This is a genomic window from Paraburkholderia silvatlantica, assembly GCF_003096715.1.
Lineage (GTDB): Bacteria > Pseudomonadota > Gammaproteobacteria > Burkholderiales > Burkholderiaceae > Paraburkholderia > Paraburkholderia silvatlantica.
This window is the reverse complement of sequence record NZ_QEOL01000004.1, coordinates 162997-178987: the sequence shown is the minus strand read 5'-3', so window position 1 is coordinate 178987 and position 15991 is coordinate 162997. Positions and strand designations below refer to the sequence as shown.

Sequence of the window (15991 nt, the reverse complement as noted above, 5' to 3'; positions counted from 1 at the left end):
GCCACGGCGGCGGCTTCAGCGCGTGCAGCACGCGCGGGTTTTGCCTCAGGGGCGCGAAGGCCGGCGCATCGTATCCACATCGTGGCGATGCGTATCCGACGTGTATCGATACGCTGATGCCTTGCACTCGCGCCCTGCCCGCATGCCGCTACGACGTCCCTGCAACCGTCGGTACCGTTCGAAGGAGAAGTCGCGCCTTTTCACAGCACGCCGTTTTTAACGGCGTTCGTGTATATGCCGTTTTTAACAGCGTGTGTATCCGCCGTTTTTGACGGCGTCCGTGAACGCGAAAAAAGCGGGCTGGACAAACGACTTACACTACCCGATTGACGCCAAAATTACAAGACAGAACAAGCTTGCAGATGCCGATAAAGGCTTGTGCGGCAAGGATTTGCGGGGGAACGATCGTCTTCCATCGGCGACTGGGCGCAGACGGCGGGCGCGGCTTCAGGCGATCAGCCAATCTTCGCGCCATTCGATGCGACGCCAGGCCGCACCAGGCTCGCCAGGCAGTGCGCCGAACGCCGACCGGCTCACGCCGATACGGGGCACGAACAGCAAGGTCTTGCCCACATAGAGCAACGGCACGTCGCGCTCCCACGCAGGCACGCCGCGCGCCTGGAACAGGTTTTTGAGCGTGCGGCTCACGTTCGCAGCTTCGTCGCGCAAGCGCTCGCCGCCGCTGCGCTCGCGCGCGATAAGCGGCGCGCTCGCGAGCACGCGCTCGGGAACGGCGTCGGCATCGTCGGGGGCAGCCGGTGCGAAAACGTAGGTCCCGCGCCATGACGGCAGGCGCCAAACTTCCTCTCCGCGCCAGATCAACGACACCGGCTCGCGCGCATGAGCGGCGCCCTCGCCTGCGCGTTCGTCGCGCGCACGCCCGGCTTCCCACGAAACGATGCCGCGATACGCGCGCAAGCGGCGTCCGGCGTGATCGACGCGCAATGCGTGAGCGCCCGGGTCGTCGCGCACCACCTCGCGCAACTGCCGCAGCATATCCGCAAGCCGCGCCGCCGATGCCGCCGGCAGGCCAAGCGAGCGCATCCAGTAACGCAGCAAGTTGAGCGCGCGCGCATCGTCGAGTGCGAGCAGCGCAGCGTGTGAAAGCGCGCTGCCGCCCTCGCGTCCAGCGTCGCGCAAATCGATGCGCGCGAGATCGTCGAGCAGACGCTGCGCAGCAGCCGCATGCGCCGCCGTGCGCGCAAGCGCATCGCGATAGCCGGGGAAATGGGCCGAGAGCGCCGGCACTACGTCGTGACGCAAGGCGTTGCGTGCGTAGCGCGTGTCGTCGTTCGATTCGTCGTCGATCCAGCGCAGGCCCTGCGCGTGCGCATAGCGCTCCAGTTGCGTGCGCAACAACGCGAGCAGCGGCCTCATACGCACGACGCCATTCACGCTTGCACGCGCCGGCGCCATCGCCGCCAGCCCCGCGAGCCCGGCGCCGCGCAGCAACTGCAACAGCACCGTTTCCGCCTGATCGTCCGCATGCTGCGCGAGCCAGAGCGCCTGCACGCCGTGCGCCGCGCACATTGCGTCGAGCGCGCGGTAGCGGGCGTCGCGGGCGGCCGCCTCCACGCCGGCCGCGTCGTCGCGCGCCAACTCCACGCGCATCGCGTCGAACGTCACGCCATAAGCGCGCGCAGTTGCCTCGCAATGGGCGAGCCATGCGTCGGCGTTCGGGCTCAGGCCGTGATGCACATGCAGTGCGACGAGACGCGCCGCCCCGGCCACCCGCACCGCAGCGTCCAGCAGCACGGACGAGTCGAGCCCGCCGCTATACGCGACCGCGATGCGGGCGTCGCCGGCAAGCGTGGAAAGCACAACGCCGAGCGCATCGAGAACGATGCGCCCGGCGTCGGATTCGGGATGGCCGGTCACAGCACGACCGCAGACGTCGAGGAGCGTTGACGTCGCGCGCCTTATGCGCCCGGCGTCGTTTCCTTGAACTTGCCGTAGGCCATCAGGCGCTCGAAACGGCGCTGCTTCAGGTCGGCGACGCTCATGCCCTGGAACTGGCGCAGCGAGTCGGCAAGCGCACGGCGCAGCAGCGCGGCCATGCCCTTCGGGTCGCGATGCGCGCCGCCGAGCGGCTCGTTCACGATCTTGTCGATGAGGCCCAGCGCCTTGAGGCGGTGCGCCGTGAGGCCCAGCGCTTCGGCGGCTTCGGGCGCCTTCGCGGCGCTCTTCCAGAGAATCGACGCGCAGCCTTCCGGCGAGATCACCGAGTAGGTCGAGAACTGCAGCATCATGACCGTATCGGCCACGGCCACTGCGAGCGCGCCGCCCGAACCGCCTTCGCCGATGATCGTCGTGATGATCGGCGTTTTGAGTTCGGCCATTACGTAGAGATTGCGGCCGATGGCTTCCGACTGGCCGCGCTCTTCCGCGCCGATGCCCGGGTACGCACCCGGCGTGTCGACGAACGTGAAGATGGGCAGGCCGAATTTCTCGGCGAGGCGCATCAGGCGTTCGGCCTTGCGATAGCCTTCCGGGCGCGGCATGCCGAAGTTGCGCGCGGCGCGCTCCTTCGTGTCGCGGCCCTTCTGGTGACCGATCACCATGCAGGCCTGGCCATTGAAGCGCGCGAGGCCGCCGACGACGGAGAGGTCGTCCGCGAACGAGCGGTCGCCATGGAGTTCGTGAAAATCGGTAAAAAGCTCGTGCACGTAATCGAGCGTGTACGGACGCTGCGGATGACGCGCGATCTGCGAAACCTGCCACGGGCTCAGGTTCGCATAGAGGTCCTTCGTGAGCTGCTGGCTCTTCTTCGACAGCCGCTCGATTTCTTCCGAAATATCGACGGCCGAATCGTCCTGAACGAAGCGCAGTTCTTCGATCTTCGCTTCCAGTTCAGCGATCGGCTGTTCGAAATCCAGAAACGTGGTCTTCATGTGTGGGAATCCTTCACTTTGCGGCAGCGCGTATTCTAACCGCGCCAGAGCGCGCCGAAATCGGCTCAGAACTATCAATTTCTTCGATCGATAGATTTTTCTTGATCACTGGCGGCTGACACCGCCTTCACGACGGCTCGAGGCTGCGCCACATATACCAGGTCGCGACGGTACGCCACGGCTCCCAGTTGGCCGCGACTTCGCGCGCTTCGCTGCGCGTGACCGGCTCGCCGCTGAAATAGTTGACGCTGATCGCGCGGATCAGCCCCAGATCGTCGAGCGGCAGCACATTCGGGCGCGCGAGATTGAAGATCAGAAACATCTCGGCGGTCCAGCGGCCGATGCCGCGAATCGCCGTGAGCTCCGCGATCACGTCTTCATCGTCCATCGACGTCCACTTGCCGACGTGCAGTGCACCCGATACGAAATGCTGCGCGAGATCGAGGATGTATTCCGTTTTGCGTTTCGAGAGGCCGCACGCGGCCAGCTTTTCGTGACCGAGTTTCAGGAACTGCTGCGGCACGAGTTTCGGACACGCGGCTTCCACACGCTGCCAGAGCGCCTGCGCCGCCGCCGTCGAAATCTGCTGGCCGACCACCGAGCGCGCGAGCGTGACGAACGGATCGTCGCGGCTCAGCAAATGCACGGGGCCGAACTTCGGAATCAGCTTCTTGAGAATACGGTCGCGCTTGACGAGGTCCGCGCAGGCCTTGTCCCAATAGTCGGGACGCTGCACTTCGAATTCGAGATCGCCCAGCGCATTCGCCGCGGGCTCCACGGCTTCGAGCACCGCCGGACCATTGGAGAGCGCGGCCTCGATTGCCGCGCCGTCGAGCACTTCGTGCGAGCCGGACGCGCCGTTGGTTTTCCCACGCGCCGTCTTCGCAGCCGGCTTTGCCGCCGCCTTGCCGCCCGCCCCATTGAGCGCACGCTTTGCACCTGCGGGTGCACCCGCAGTTCCGCCCGTTAGCGACGCGGACCGCCTGGTCTGCGTCTTCGTGGCCGTTGCCATCCTGCCTCCTGCCTCGCGAATCGATCAGTGGAAACTGGACAGCCCGCTTACACGCGGCGCCACTCGGTCAACCCGCCCGGTTTGTCTTCGAGCGCGACACCGGCTTCGAGCAGTTCGGCCCGAATCCGGTCCGCCTCCGCATACTGCTTCGCCTGCTTGGCCGCCGTGCGCGCCGCGATCTTCGCTTCGATCGCCGCCACGTCGAGCGCGCCTGCATCCTGTGCGCCCGCGGCCTGTTGCAGGAACACGCGCGGCTCGCGCACGAGCAGCCCGATCACACGTGCGAGGCGCTGCAACTGACGCGCGAGCACCGCGTCGCGCGTACGGTTCACCTCGCTCGCGAGTTCGAACAGCACGGCGATCGCCACCGGCGTGTTGAAGTCGTCGTTCATCGCCGCGCGAAAACGCTGCGCGTACGGTTCGTTCCAGTCAAGCTCGCCCGCATCCGGCGTCACGTCCTTCAACGCCGTGTAAAGACGCGTGAGCGCGTTGCGCGCGTCGTCGAGATGCACGTCGCTGTAATTCAGCGGCGAGCGGTAATGCGCGCGCGCCATGAAGAAGCGCACCACTTCGGCATCGTACTTCGCCAGCACTTCGCGGATCGTGAAGAAGTTGCCGAGCGACTTCGACATCTTCTCGTTGTCGATATTCACGAAGCCGTTATGCATCCATGTATTGACGAACGTCTTGCCGGTCGCGCCTTCGCTCTGCGCGATCTCGTTCTCATGGTGCGGAAACTGCAGGTCCTGGCCGCCGCCATGAATGTCGAAGTGCTCGCCGAGCAACGCGCAGCCCATGGCCGAGCATTCGATATGCCAGCCCGGACGCCCGCGCCCATACTTCGAGTCCCAGCTCGTGTCGGCCGGCTCTTGCGGTTTTGCCTGTTTCCACAGCACGAAGTCAAGCGGATCCTGCTTGGCATCGTTCGTCGCCACACGTTCGCCCGCACGCAGGTCTTCGATCGACTTGCCCGAGAGCGCGCCATAGTTCGCGAACTTGCGCACCGCGTAGTTCACGTCGCCGTCCGCACCCTGGTACGCGTAGCCGTTGCGTTCGAGCTTGCCGATCATGTCGAGCATCTGCGGGATGTACTGCGTCGCGCGCGGTTCGTGATCGGGACGCTCGATGCCGAGCGCGTCCGCGTCTTCGTGCAGCGCCGCGATGAAACGGTCGGTGAGCTGCTTGATCGTCTCGCCGTTTTCTACCGCGCGGCGAATGATCTTGTCGTCGATATCGGTAATGTTGCGCACGTAGGTCACGTTGTAGCCGAGCGCGCGCAGCCAGCGTTGCACGATATCGAACACCACCATCACACGCGCATGCCCGACATGACAATAGTCGTACACCGTCATCCCGCAGACGTACATACGCACGACGCCGGGCTCGAGTGGCACGAAATTTTGCTTGTCACGCGCGAGCGTGTTGTAAATGCGCAGTGATTCCATAAAGGCGATGGATACGTGGGTCGAAAGAAATCCGCGGCGGCGCCGACCGCAGCCTGCGGGTGGTGGCCCGCATTGCTCAGGCTGCTTCTGTCGGCGTCCGGACTGCAAACAGGTTGCTGTTCTCAGCGGAGACGACCACGAGTGGCGTTGGAAAGCCCGGCGACTCGCGCAAGCGCCCGTCATGCACACGAAACGGGCGAGGGACAAAGCGCGCGACGAAAACGCACAGACCTTTTGTTAGAATGGCTCGGAGTATAACACCGCGACCTCACCCTATGAAACCTTCCAGCGGCCGCGCGCCCCGTGCTGCGACCCTTGCCGCGTCGGCTCTCTCGAGCGTCGCGATCGTGCTGTGCAGCGTGAGCATTGCGCATGCCGCGCCCCCCGCGACGTCGGACGCCACGCCAGGCGCCGACGCGGCGATCAGCCAGCACGACTGGGCTGACGCGCTCAGCCAGCTCGACGCACGCATCAAGACGAACCCGCGCGACGTGCAGGCGAAGTTCAAGCGCGCGACCATTCTCGCGCGCCTGAACCGCGACGACGACGCGATCGAGGCGTTCACCGAGCTCACGCAGCTCTACCCCGAATTGCCCGAGCCTTACAACAATCTCGCGGCGCTTTACGCGAAGCATGGCCGCTACGACGAGGCGCGCGTCGCGCTCGAAACCGCGGTGAAGGCGAACCCGTCTTACGGACTCGCGTGGGAAAATCTCGGCGACCTGTACCTGCGTCTGGCCGATGCGTCGTACCGCCGCGCGCAAACGCTCGGCCACGCAAGCGGCACCACGCAGCAGCGCCAGGCCGACATTGCGAAGATCATCTCGCCGCCGCCCGCGCCGAAGAAGTCGAGCACCGCAGCGGCAGCGCAAGAAGCCGCATCGGGAGCGACCCCGACGGCCGTCGTGCCCGCGTTCACGAACCCCGCGTACCAGTTCGGCGGCTCGACGGGCTCGCTCGCGATGCCGCCTTTCGTGGCGCCGTCGAACTAACATCTGGCGCGCAACATGCGCGCCGCGACACGTTTTTCCCGCACTTCCGAGGATACTCATGAAATGGTTGATGTTGGCGCTCGGCAGCGCCGCCCTGATCGCGAACGCACCCGCCTTTGCGCAAAACGGCCAGCCGGCCGCCGCGCATCCGCAAGTGCTCTTCAAGACCAGTGAAGGCGACATTCGCGTCGAGCTCTATCCGGAGAAAGCGCCGAAGACCGTCGACAATTTCCTGCAGTACGTGAAGGCCGGCCAGTACAACGGCACGATCTTTCATCGCGTGATTCGCGGCTTCATGATCCAGGGCGGCGGCTACACGCAAAGCTTCGTCGAGAAACCCACGCGCGCGCCTATCGCACTTGAAAACAGGAACGGCCTGAAAAACCTCACGGGCACGATCGCGATGGCGCGCACGAGCGACCCGAATTCGGCCACCGCCCAGTTCTTCATCAACACGGTCGACAATGCCGGCCTCGACTATCCGAACCCGGACGGCAACGGCTATGCCGTGTTCGGCAAGGTCACGCAGGGCATGGACGTCGTGAAGAAGATCGAAGCGGCGCCCACCACCTCGCGCGGCCCCATGGCCGACGTGCCGCAAAAGGAAATCGTGATCGAGTCGGCGAGCGTCGTCGGCAAGTAAAGACGCCGGCAACACGCCGGTTAATCATCGACTAACCGGGCGGCAGCGCCGCCCTCACCCGTCGCACGCCGCGGCGCCGGCACACGCGTTGGGCAACACGCCCCGCCTCTTGCCGATGCCGCGGCGTTCATTCCCCCAGCCACAGGCAAAGGATCCCATCATGGTCGAACTGCACACGAACCACGGCGTCATCAAGCTCGAACTGAACGCCGAGAAGGCCCCGAAGACGGTCGCCAACTTCCTCAACTATGTGAAGAGCGGCCACTATGACGGCACGGTGTTTCACCGCGTCATCGACGGGTTCATGATCCAGGGCGGCGGCTTCGACGCCGGCATGAAGCAAAAGCCGACCGAAGCGCCGATCGAAAACGAAGCGAACAACGGCCTGAAGAACGAGCGCGGCTCGATCGCCATGGCGCGCACCAACGACCCGCATTCGGCATCGGCACAGTTCTTCATCAATGTTGCCGACAATGACTTCCTGAACCACTCGTCGCCGACGCCGCAAGGCTGGGGCTACGCCGTGTTCGGCAAGGTCGTGGAAGGCCTCGAAGTGGTCGACAAGATCAAGAAGGTCAAGACGGGCTCGAAGGGCTTCCATCAGGACGTGCCGGTCGACGACGTCGTGATCGAGAAGGCCGTCGTCGTCGAATAAGCTTCATACCACTCTCACGCACCCCCTTCATCGATGCTGCAGGAAAAAGCTTTACGACACGCTGCCGCGGGCGTGCCCGGCGAGGGCAAGCGCCCGCACGCGGCTCGTCCGTTCCTGTTCATTTCCGATGTGCATCTGAATGAAGGGATTCCGCGCACGGTCGCCGCGTTCGAGCGCTTCATCCGGGTCACGGCCGATCAGGCCGACTCGGTGTTCATACTCGGCGACCTCTTCGAATACTGGATCGGTGACGACATGCTCGCCGATCCCTTCCCCGCGCGCATGGCTGCGCTGATGCATACACTCTCCGAGCGCGGCATCGCGCTCTACATCATGCACGGCAACCGCGACTTTCTGATGGGCAAGCGCTTCATGAAAGCCGCGGGCGCAATCTGGCTGCCCGACCCCATCGCGATCACCGCGTTCGGCACGCGCCTCGCACTCGCGCACGGCGACGCGTTGTGCACCGACGATCACGGCTATCAGCTCTTTCGCAAGCTCGCGCGAAACCGGCTCGTACAGTTGCTGTTTCTCGCATGGCCGTTTCGCTGGCGGCGCGCGATCGCCGAGCGGGCGCGCCGCGCGAGCGATACCAAGCGCAGCGGGCCGCGCCTGCCGAAGTACGACGTCACGGTCAAAGGCGTGGCGGCGCTCTTCAAGCGCGCGCGCGCGAACACCATCGTGCACGGCCACACGCACCGGCCGGCGCGCCACCAGGAGCCCGGCGGCACGCGTTGGGTCCTGCCCGACTGGGATCTCGATCACGGCAAGCCGCGCGGCGGCTATCTGCGCGTGGATGCCGAAGGCTTCAGGGTCTTGCCGCTGGACTGAGGTACGCCGCTTTTAGCGCGCGCCAGTCGCGCCACGCGTCAAACGCGCGCAGGCGCCTTCTCTTCTTCGCGGCTCGCCGCCTCGGCTTGCGGGCCGCCGCACTCCAGCCCTTCTGACAAACGCCGCAATTCGGCGAGTGCCGCATCGGCGCCATGCAGCGCCTCGAGTCGCGCGCCGAGCCGCTCGAGCGCGACGACGATCGCATCGACGCGCTGGGTCTGCGTAGCCGCGTGATCGATCAGCCCGTGGATCGCGAGCGAAACCGGGTCGTCGGCATTCGGCGTGATGCCGTAGGCGCAAAAGCCCTCGCGCGCCGAAGCCGGCCTCGCCTGCACCTGCGCGGTCTTCGCGGGCGCGACGACGCGCGCGGGGTTGCCCACCGCCGTCGCGCGTTCCGGCACCGGCTTCACGACCACGGCGTTCGAGCCGATCTTCGCCCCGGCGCCCACCGTGAAGCCGCCGAGCACCTTTGCGCCTGCACCGACGATCACGCCCGCGCCCAGCGTCGGATGGCGCTTGGCCCCTCGCGTGAGCGAAGTGCCGCCGAGCGTCACGCCCTGGTAGATCGTGCAGTCGTCGCCGACCTCGGCCGTCTCGCCGATCACGACGCCCATGCCGTGATCGATGAACACGCGTCTGCCGATGGTCGCGCCTGGATGGATCTCGATGCCCGTCAGAAAACGCGCGATCTGCGAAACATAGCGCGCGAGCCAGCGGCGCCTCGCGCGCCAGCACGCATGCGCGAAACGATGCAGCACGAGCGCATGCAGACCCGGATAACAGGTCAGGACCTCCCACGCGCTGCGGGCGGCGGGATCGCGCTCGCGGATCGTGGCGATGTCTTCGCGAAGTCTCTTGAACATGGCAGTCACGCTATAAACGGGTGAAACGTGGGTCATGGCGGCCGCGCGACGCAGCAGCGTGCATGCAGGCGGCGCAACGGCTATTGCAGCCGCGTGCATTTGCTTATGAATTTTTAGCCGGTTTTCAGCCGATTGTAGGCGCAAAGCCGATTTGAGGTCGGAAGTCCCCGTCGGCGGCAAGGTTGGAGCCGCTGCGCACGCGGCCGTGCCGGCGCAGAGGATCAGCGGTTCTCGCCCCTGCCTTCGCCTTTGCCCTTGAGCAGGAGGATGTGCTTGGCGATGCCGCGCACGATATTGACCTCCTCGCGCTCGAGCCCCGAGCGGGCGAAGAGCCGCCGCAGACGCGACATCAGCTTCTTCGGATTGGCGGGATCGAGAAACTCGAGTGCGATGAGCGCGTTCTCGAGGTGCACGTACATGCGCTCGATGTCGTCGCTCGTCGCGAGCGGCGACCCGGCCGCAGGCTGCGCGGCGCCGCCCGCACCGCCAGCCGCCGGCAGCGCGGCAGCGGGCGCGCTCTCCCCGAGGTACGCGAGGCGCAGCTCGTAGGAGAGCACCTGCACCGCCTGGGCAAGATTGAGCGAGCTATAGGCGGGATTGGCCGGAATATGCGCAAGCGCGCTGCAGCGCTCGACATCGTCGTTCGACAGGCCCGTGCGTTCATTGCCGAATACGAGCGCGATGTCGCCGCCGTGCACCGCCTGGCGGCAGGCGTCCTGGACCGCCTGGCGCGGCGCAGCGGGCGGCGGCCCGTACTCGCGCGTGCGCGCCGTCAATGCGAGCGACCATTGCACGCCCGCCAGCGCGTCGGCAAGCGTTGGCACGATGTGGGCGGCCGCGAGCACGTCGTCGGCGCCGCTCGCCATGGCCACGGCTTCCGGGTCGCAGTGGACTTGCGGCACGCGCGGCGCCACCAGCACGAGACGCGAGAACCCCATGGTCTTCAGCGCGCGCGCCGCCGCGCCGACGTTGCCGGGGTGGCTCGGCTCGACGAGCACGAAGCGGGTAGACGTGAAGCCGCCGCGCAGCGGCTCGTGGGCGTCGCCGGAAGCCGGCGCCGTTGCGTGGGACGTTGCGTGGGAATCGAGTGAATCGGGGTACGCCAAGATGGATCTCTAACCGCGAAAAAGGATATTGAAATGTCTATGTTAGCGCGCCCGGCGCGGCGGCGATGTCCGCTCATGCGCCTCCTGCCGCGCGAAGCCGCCGCCGTGCGCCGCGGTTGCCCGGGCGAGCGCGCCGGCCAAACGTCATATCCATGGAAATCCCGATATCCTGCCCGGGAGAAGCCATGAAATGGCCGATACTCGGGTAAAATGGCGGTTTCGCGCGCGCCGGGCGAATCGTGCAGCCGTTCAGCGGCCCGCCAGGCGCCCGGCAAGCCGCTGGCCAATTGTTGGCAAACAGGTCGGCAAACAGCGCCGCCGCGCACCGCTCTTATCCAATTCGTCTCCGTTGACGGGACAGGTTCCGCAGGTCCGCTCGAGGCCCGCGCCCTGTCCAATCGTTAGACGCTTTTATCTTTTGCACCACCGGTGCGCGCATCCAGCCCTTGCGCGCGCCGGACAACAAGGATCCAGGCTCATGCACCCCATGCTCAACATCGCTGTCAAGGCCGCGCGCCGCGCCGGACAGATCATCAACCGCGCGTCGCTCGACCTCGACCTCGTGCAGGTCGCGAAGAAGCAGCACAACGATTTCGTCACGGAAGTCGACAAGGCGGCCGAAGCCGCCATCATCGAAACGCTCAAGACCGCCTACCCCGACCACGCCATCCTCGCCGAGGAATCGGGCCAGTCGGAGAACGAGTCCGAGTACCAGTGGATCATCGACCCGCTCGACGGCACCACGAACTTCATCCACGGCTTCCAGTACTACTGCGTCTCGGTCGCGCTCGCACACAAGGGCCTCGTCACACAGGCCGTGGTCTACGATCCGACGCGCAACGACCTCTTCACCGCTTCGCGCGGCCGCGGCGCGTTCCTGAACGACCGCCGCATCCGCGTGGGCCGCCGCGACCGTCTCGCCGACGGCCTGATCGGCACCGGCTTCCCGTTCCGCGAAAAGGACGGCCTCGACAGCTACTGCGAACTGTTCGCCGAAATGACCAACGCGTGCGCGGGCCTGCGCCGTCCGGGCGCGGCCGCGCTCGATCTGGCCAACGTCGCCGCCGGCCGCATGGACGGCTTCTTCGAACAGGGCCTCAATCCGTGGGACGTCGCCGCGGGCGGCCTGCTCGTGACGGAAGCCGGCGGCCTGATCGGCAACTACACGGGTGACTCGGACTTCCTGCACGTGGGCGAAGTCGTCGCGGGCAACCCGAAGATCTACGCGCAGATGGTGCCGATCCTCTCGAAGTACACGCGCGTGCCCAAGGCGGCGTAAGCGCTCATGCGCGTCGCGGTGCGTGGCTTGTTCCGCTGCGACGCGTGCAAGGCGCGCGCCAGGTCACGCCCCGCCCACGCATGCGCATCGAGCGGCTTCGGCCGCTTTTTTGTTTCGCCCGCCGCCCTGCTGCAAGAGGACCCCGCACGCATCCGATGAAAAAAGGCTTCTACACGATCATCGCCGCGCAGTTCGTGTCGTCGCTCGCCGACAACGCGCTTCTCATCGCGGCGATCGCGCTGCTCACGGTGATCGCTTCGCCCGCCTGGGTGACGCCGCTGCTGCAGATCTTTTTCACGATTTCCTACGTGCTGCTCGCACCTTTCGTGGGCGCGTTCGCCGACGCGCTGCAAAAGCGCCACGTGATGTTCGTCTCGAACGCGCTCAAGGCGTGTGGCTGCCTGCTGATGATCGCGGGCGTGCATCCGATGATCGCGTATGGCGTGGTCGGCTTCGGCGCGGCGGCCTACTCGCCCGCAAAGTACGGAATCCTGACGGAATTGTTGCCGGCCGAAAAGCTCGTCGCCGCCAATGCGTGGCTCGAGTCGGCCACCGTGCTTTCCACCATCGTCGGCACGATGATGGGCGGCGCACTCGTTTCGACTTACGCCGAGCGTTTCGTCGCGCGCCATCCGGTGCCGGCGATCCATTCGGCTGCCGACCTCGCGATGCTCGCCGTCATGATCACGTATGTGTTCGCCGCGATCATCAACATCGGCATTCCCGACACGGGCGCGCGCTACGAAAACCGGCTCAGAGAGCCGGCTCGCCTCATGGGCGATTTCACGCATAGCTTCAACGTGCTCTGGACCGACAAGCTCGCGCAGATCGCACTCTGGGTCACGACCCTGATGTGGGGCGCGGCGGTCACGCTGCAACTGCTCGTGCTCAAGTGGGCCGACGCGAATCTCGGACTCTCGCTCTCGAAAGCCGCCGTGATGCAGGGCGTGACGGGACTCGGCATCGCGCTCGGCGCGGGCGCGGCAGCCGCATGGGTGTCGCTGCGCGCCTCGCTGCGCGTGCTGCCCGTGGGCGTGCTATGCGGCGCGGTGGCGATCGGCATGGCGTTCTACAGCAAAGGCCTCTTTCCGCAAGGCGTTGGCGTGCGCTTCGGCACGTTCATCGTGCCCTTCTATCTGCTTTTCGCATACCCGCTGATGGTGCTGCTCGGCGTGCTCGCCGGTTTCTTCATCGTGCCGATGAACGCCCTGCTCCAGCATCGCGGCGCGACACTGCTTTCGGCGGGCCACTCGATCGCAGTGCAGAATTTCAACCAGAATCTCGCGGTGCTGCTCATGCTCGGCGCGTATGCGCTGCTGCTTACCGCGAAGGTCCCCGTACAGTGGATCATCGTCGTGTTCGGCATATTCGTTTCCGCGATGATCTGGCTCGCCATGCGACACAGTGCGGCAAACGCGCGCACCGTGGACCTGCAGGCACTGGTCGACGAATGACGGGAGCAGTCGTGACGGCGTTAGCCGGATGGCTGGCTTTACATGCAATCGGCGCGCGTTAAACTCACGCCCTGAACCCCTGGCAAGACACCGATGATGGCTACACACACCACAGGCGCAGCTGACATCGCGCAGCACACTCCCATGATGCAGCAGTACCTGCGCATCAAGGCCGACCATCCGGGCACACTCGTGTTCTACCGGATGGGCGACTTCTACGAGCTCTTCTTCGAAGACGCCGAGAAGGCCGCGCGCCTGCTCGACCTCACGCTCACGCAGCGCGGGGCCTCGGCAGGCAATCCGATCAAGATGGCGGGCGTGCCGCATCACGCGGTCGAGCAATATCTCGCGAAGCTCGTGAAGCTGGGCGAGTCGGTGGCGATCTGCGAGCAGATCGGCGACCCGGCCGCTTCCAAGGGTCCGGTCGAGCGCAAGGTCGTGCGCGTGGTGACGCCCGGCACGCTAACCGACGCAGCGCTCCTTTCCGACAAGAACGACGTCTACCTGATGGCGGTTTGCCCCGGCCACAACCGGCGCGGCGTGACCGTCAACGTGGGCCTCGCATGGCTCAATCTCGCCAGCGGCGCGTTGCGCCTGGCGGAAGTCGCGCCGGAGCAGGTCGCCACGGCGTTCGAGCGCATCCGGCCCGCGGAAATCCTCGTCGCCGAAATGCCGGCGGAAACCGCCGCCTGGGCGCCGCCGTCCGGCTCGGGGGCGCTCACGCGCGTGCCTGCCTGGCACTTCGACGTCGGCTCGGGCAAGCAGCGCCTGTGCGACCAGCTCGACGTGGCGAGCCTCGACGGCTTCGGCGCGCAAACGCTCACGAGCGCGTGCGGCGCGGCGGGCGCGCTGCTGCTCTATGCGGCGGCCACGCAGGGTCAGCAGTTACGGCACGTGCGCAGCCTGAAAGTCGAGGCCGAATCGGAATACATCGGGCTCGATCCGGCCACGCGTCGCAATCTCGAACTCACGGAAACCCTGCGCGGCACCGAATCGCCCACGCTTTGCTCGCTGCTCGACACGTGCAGTACGGCCATGGGCAGCCGCTTGCTGCGTCACTGGCTCCATCACCCGCCGCGCGAAGCCGCTATCGCGCAAATGCGCCAGCAGGCCATCGGCGCATTGCTCGAGGCGCCGCCACAAGCGAGCGTCGATACGTTGCGCAGCGCCCTGCGTCAGATCGCCGACGTCGAGCGTATTACCGGGCGCCTCGCGCTGCTTTCCGCGCGCCCGCGCGATCTGTCGAGCCTGCGCGACACCTTTGCGGCGCTGCCTGGGCTGCGCGAACAGGTCGCAGCCGCAAGCGGCGCGGCCGCGTCGCTCGCGCACATCGCCGAGGCGCTCGAACCGCCCGCCGAGTGCGCGGCGCTCCTGCAGCGCGCAGTCGCGCCGGAACCGGCGGCGATGGTCCGCGACGGCGGCGTGATCGCACGCGGCTACGACGCGGATCTCGACGAACTGCGCGACATCTCCGAGAACTGCGGTCAGTTCCTGCTCGACCTCGAAACGCGCGAGCGTGCGCGCACCGGCATCGGCAATCTGCGCGTCGAGTACAACAAGGTGCACGGCTTCTATATCGAAGTCACACGCGGCCAGACCGACAAGGTTCCCGACGACTATCGCCGTCGCCAGACGCTCAAGAACGCCGAGCGCTACATCACGCCGGAACTGAAGACGTTCGAGGACAAGGCGCTCTCGGCGCAGGAACGCGCGCTCTCGCGCGAAAAGGCGCTCTACGACGCGCTGCTGCAATCGCTGCTGCCATTCATTCCCGATTGCCAGCGCGTAGCCGCCGCACTCGCGGAACTCGACCTGCTGGCCGCGTTCGCGGAACGCGCCCGCGCGCTCGACTGGAACGCGCCCACGTTCACGCAGGCGCCCGGCATCGAGATCGAGCAAGGCCGTCATCCCGTGGTCGAAGCGCAGGTCGAGCAGTTCATCGCCAACGACTGCCTGCTTTCGGCCGAGCGCAAGCTGCTGCTCATTACCGGCCCTAACATGGGCGGTAAATCGACCTTCATGCGGCAGACCGCGCTGATCGCCCTGCTCGCTTACGTGGGCAGCTACGTGCCGGCAAAGCGCGCCAGCTTCGGGCCGATCGACCGCATCTTCACGCGCATCGGGGCCGCCGACGACCTCGCGGGCGGCCGCTCGACCTTCATGGTCGAGATGACCGAAGCCGCGGCCATTCTCAACGACGCCACGCCGCAAAGCCTCGTGCTCATGGATGAAATCGGGCGCGGCACGTCGACGTTCGACGGCCTCGCCCTCGCGTGGGCCATCGCGCGGCATCTGCTCGCGCACAACGGTTGCCACACGCTGTTCGCCACGCACTACTTCGAGCTCACGCAACTGCCGGCCGAATTTGCGCAGGCGGCGAACGTGCATCTTTCGGCCGTCGAGCATGGCCACGGCATCGTGTTCCTGCATGCGGTGCAGGAAGGCCCGGCGAACCAGAGCTACGGCCTGCAGGTCGCGCAGCTCGCGGGGGTGCCTGCCGCCGTGATCCGCGCCGCACGCAAGCATCTCGTGCATCTGGAGCAGCAATCGGCGGGACAGCCTACACCGCAACTCGACCTGTTCGCCGCGCCCGCCGCCGAGTACGACGACGAAGCGACCTTCGTGGAAGATCGCGCCGCGCCGGTCGAGGAGGATCGTGGCGCGTCGCTCGTCGCACAGCGGCTGCGCGAACTCGATCCGAACGAACTGCGCCCGCGCGACGCGCTCGACCTGTTGTACGAACTGCATGAGCTGGCCACGGCGCCGGACGCCAGACGCTGAGCGTCGCCTCGCGACGCCGCCGCGACCACCGCATCCGGC

The 15991-nt window shown here is 66.3% G+C and carries 13 protein-coding genes; 7 read left to right on the top strand and 6 right to left on the bottom strand.

The genetic code is table 11. The features are described from left to right. Positions 1–447: 447 nt before the first annotated feature. The 4 genes from tilS to cysS all read right to left on the bottom strand — a co-directional run bounded on the left by tilS (position 448) and on the right by cysS (position 5348). Positions 448–1878: a tRNA lysidine(34) synthetase TilS gene (gene tilS, locus C7411_RS07215; RefSeq protein WP_110384013.1), complete on the bottom strand. Its 1431-nt coding sequence runs from the start codon at positions 1876–1878 to the stop codon at positions 448–450. A gap of 41 nt (positions 1879–1919) precedes the next feature. Continuing rightward, positions 1920–2891, bottom strand: a complete 972-nt coding sequence (locus tag C7411_RS07210) for an acetyl-CoA carboxylase carboxyltransferase subunit alpha (protein ID WP_110384012.1) — start codon at positions 2889–2891, stop codon at positions 1920–1922. Between the two features lie 127 nt (positions 2892–3018). Beyond that, positions 3019–3903 (bottom strand): DNA-3-methyladenine glycosylase family protein, encoded by an 885-nt coding sequence (locus C7411_RS07205; RefSeq protein ID WP_110384011.1) that lies wholly within the window; start codon positions 3901–3903, stop codon positions 3019–3021. 47 nt (positions 3904–3950) lie between these two features. Further along, complete coding sequence (gene cysS / locus C7411_RS07200) at positions 3951–5348, bottom strand: cysteine--tRNA ligase (RefSeq protein WP_110384010.1); 1398 nt, start codon at positions 5346–5348, stop codon at positions 3951–3953. A 275-nt stretch (positions 5349–5623) separates the two neighbouring features. On the opposite strand from cysS, the gene C7411_RS07195 reads away from it, so the two are divergent. The 4 genes from C7411_RS07195 to C7411_RS07180 all read left to right on the top strand — a co-directional run bounded on the left by C7411_RS07195 (position 5624) and on the right by C7411_RS07180 (position 8469). Next, positions 5624–6340, top strand: a complete 717-nt coding sequence (locus C7411_RS07195) for a tetratricopeptide repeat protein (protein WP_110384009.1) — start codon at positions 5624–5626, stop codon at positions 6338–6340. 58 nt (positions 6341–6398) lie between these two features. Further along, positions 6399–6983, top strand: a complete 585-nt coding sequence (locus tag C7411_RS07190) for a peptidylprolyl isomerase (protein WP_110384008.1) — start codon at positions 6399–6401, stop codon at positions 6981–6983. A gap of 160 nt (positions 6984–7143) precedes the next feature. Then, positions 7144–7638, top strand: a complete 495-nt coding sequence (locus tag C7411_RS07185; protein ID WP_069265573.1) for a peptidylprolyl isomerase — start codon at positions 7144–7146, stop codon at positions 7636–7638. Between the two features lie 33 nt (positions 7639–7671). Beyond that, positions 7672–8469, top strand: coding sequence for a UDP-2,3-diacylglucosamine diphosphatase (locus tag C7411_RS07180; RefSeq protein ID WP_110384007.1), 798 nt, complete (start codon positions 7672–7674; stop codon positions 8467–8469). A 38-nt stretch (positions 8470–8507) separates the two neighbouring features. On the opposite strand, the gene cysE is transcribed toward C7411_RS07180, so the two are convergent. Together cysE and C7411_RS07170 are read right to left on the bottom strand one after the other, a co-directional pair. Continuing rightward, positions 8508–9332 (bottom strand): serine O-acetyltransferase, encoded by an 825-nt coding sequence (gene cysE / locus C7411_RS07175; protein ID WP_110384006.1) that lies wholly within the window; start codon positions 9330–9332, stop codon positions 8508–8510. A gap of 221 nt (positions 9333–9553) precedes the next feature. After that, a complete protein-coding gene (locus tag C7411_RS07170; RefSeq protein WP_373682576.1) occupies positions 9554–10438 on the bottom strand; it encodes an RNA methyltransferase in 885 nt (294 codons plus the stop codon). Positions 10439–10916: 478 nt separating this feature from the next. Between C7411_RS07170 and C7411_RS07165 the strand changes: the two genes are divergently transcribed. The 3 genes from C7411_RS07165 to mutS all read left to right on the top strand — a co-directional run bounded on the left by C7411_RS07165 (position 10917) and on the right by mutS (position 15952). Further along, positions 10917–11717 carry an inositol monophosphatase family protein gene (locus C7411_RS07165; protein ID WP_110384005.1) on the top strand — a complete coding sequence of 267 codons (801 nt, stop codon included), beginning with the start codon at positions 10917–10919 and terminating at the stop codon, positions 11715–11717. A gap of 155 nt (positions 11718–11872) precedes the next feature. Beyond that, positions 11873–13171 (top strand): lysophospholipid transporter LplT, encoded by a 1299-nt coding sequence (lplT, locus tag C7411_RS07160; protein WP_110384004.1) that lies wholly within the window; start codon positions 11873–11875, stop codon positions 13169–13171. A 96-nt stretch (positions 13172–13267) separates the two neighbouring features. Then, a complete protein-coding gene (gene mutS / locus C7411_RS07155; RefSeq protein WP_110384174.1) occupies positions 13268–15952 on the top strand; it encodes a DNA mismatch repair protein MutS in 2685 nt (894 codons plus the stop codon). The last annotated feature ends 39 nt before the right edge of the window (positions 15953–15991 follow it).

Bases quoted from the DNA above. Each gene is read 5' to 3' on its own strand.
- C7411_RS07165 (WP_110384005.1), top strand. From the start codon at position 10,917: ATGCACCCCATGCTCAACATCGCTGTCAAGGCCGCGCGCCGCGCCGGA.
- C7411_RS07195 (WP_110384009.1), top strand. From the start codon at position 5,624: ATGAAACCTTCCAGCGGCCGCGCGCCCCGTGCTGCGACCCTTGCCGCG.
- lplT (WP_110384004.1), top strand. From the start codon at position 11,873: ATGAAAAAAGGCTTCTACACGATCATCGCCGCGCAGTTCGTGTCGTCG.
- C7411_RS07210 (WP_110384012.1), bottom strand. From the start codon at position 2,891: ATGAAGACCACGTTTCTGGATTTCGAACAGCCGATCGCTGAACTGGAA.
- C7411_RS07180 (WP_110384007.1), top strand. From the start codon at position 7,672: ATGCTGCAGGAAAAAGCTTTACGACACGCTGCCGCGGGCGTGCCCGGC.
- C7411_RS07185 (WP_069265573.1), top strand. From the start codon at position 7,144: ATGGTCGAACTGCACACGAACCACGGCGTCATCAAGCTCGAACTGAAC.
- cysE (WP_110384006.1), bottom strand. From the start codon at position 9,332: ATGTTCAAGAGACTTCGCGAAGACATCGCCACGATCCGCGAGCGCGAT.
- mutS (WP_110384174.1), top strand. From the start codon at position 13,268: ATGGCTACACACACCACAGGCGCAGCTGACATCGCGCAGCACACTCCC.
- C7411_RS07190 (WP_110384008.1), top strand. From the start codon at position 6,399: ATGAAATGGTTGATGTTGGCGCTCGGCAGCGCCGCCCTGATCGCGAAC.
- C7411_RS07205 (WP_110384011.1), bottom strand. From the start codon at position 3,903: ATGGCAACGGCCACGAAGACGCAGACCAGGCGGTCCGCGTCGCTAACG.
- cysS (WP_110384010.1), bottom strand. From the start codon at position 5,348: ATGGAATCACTGCGCATTTACAACACGCTCGCGCGTGACAAGCAAAAT.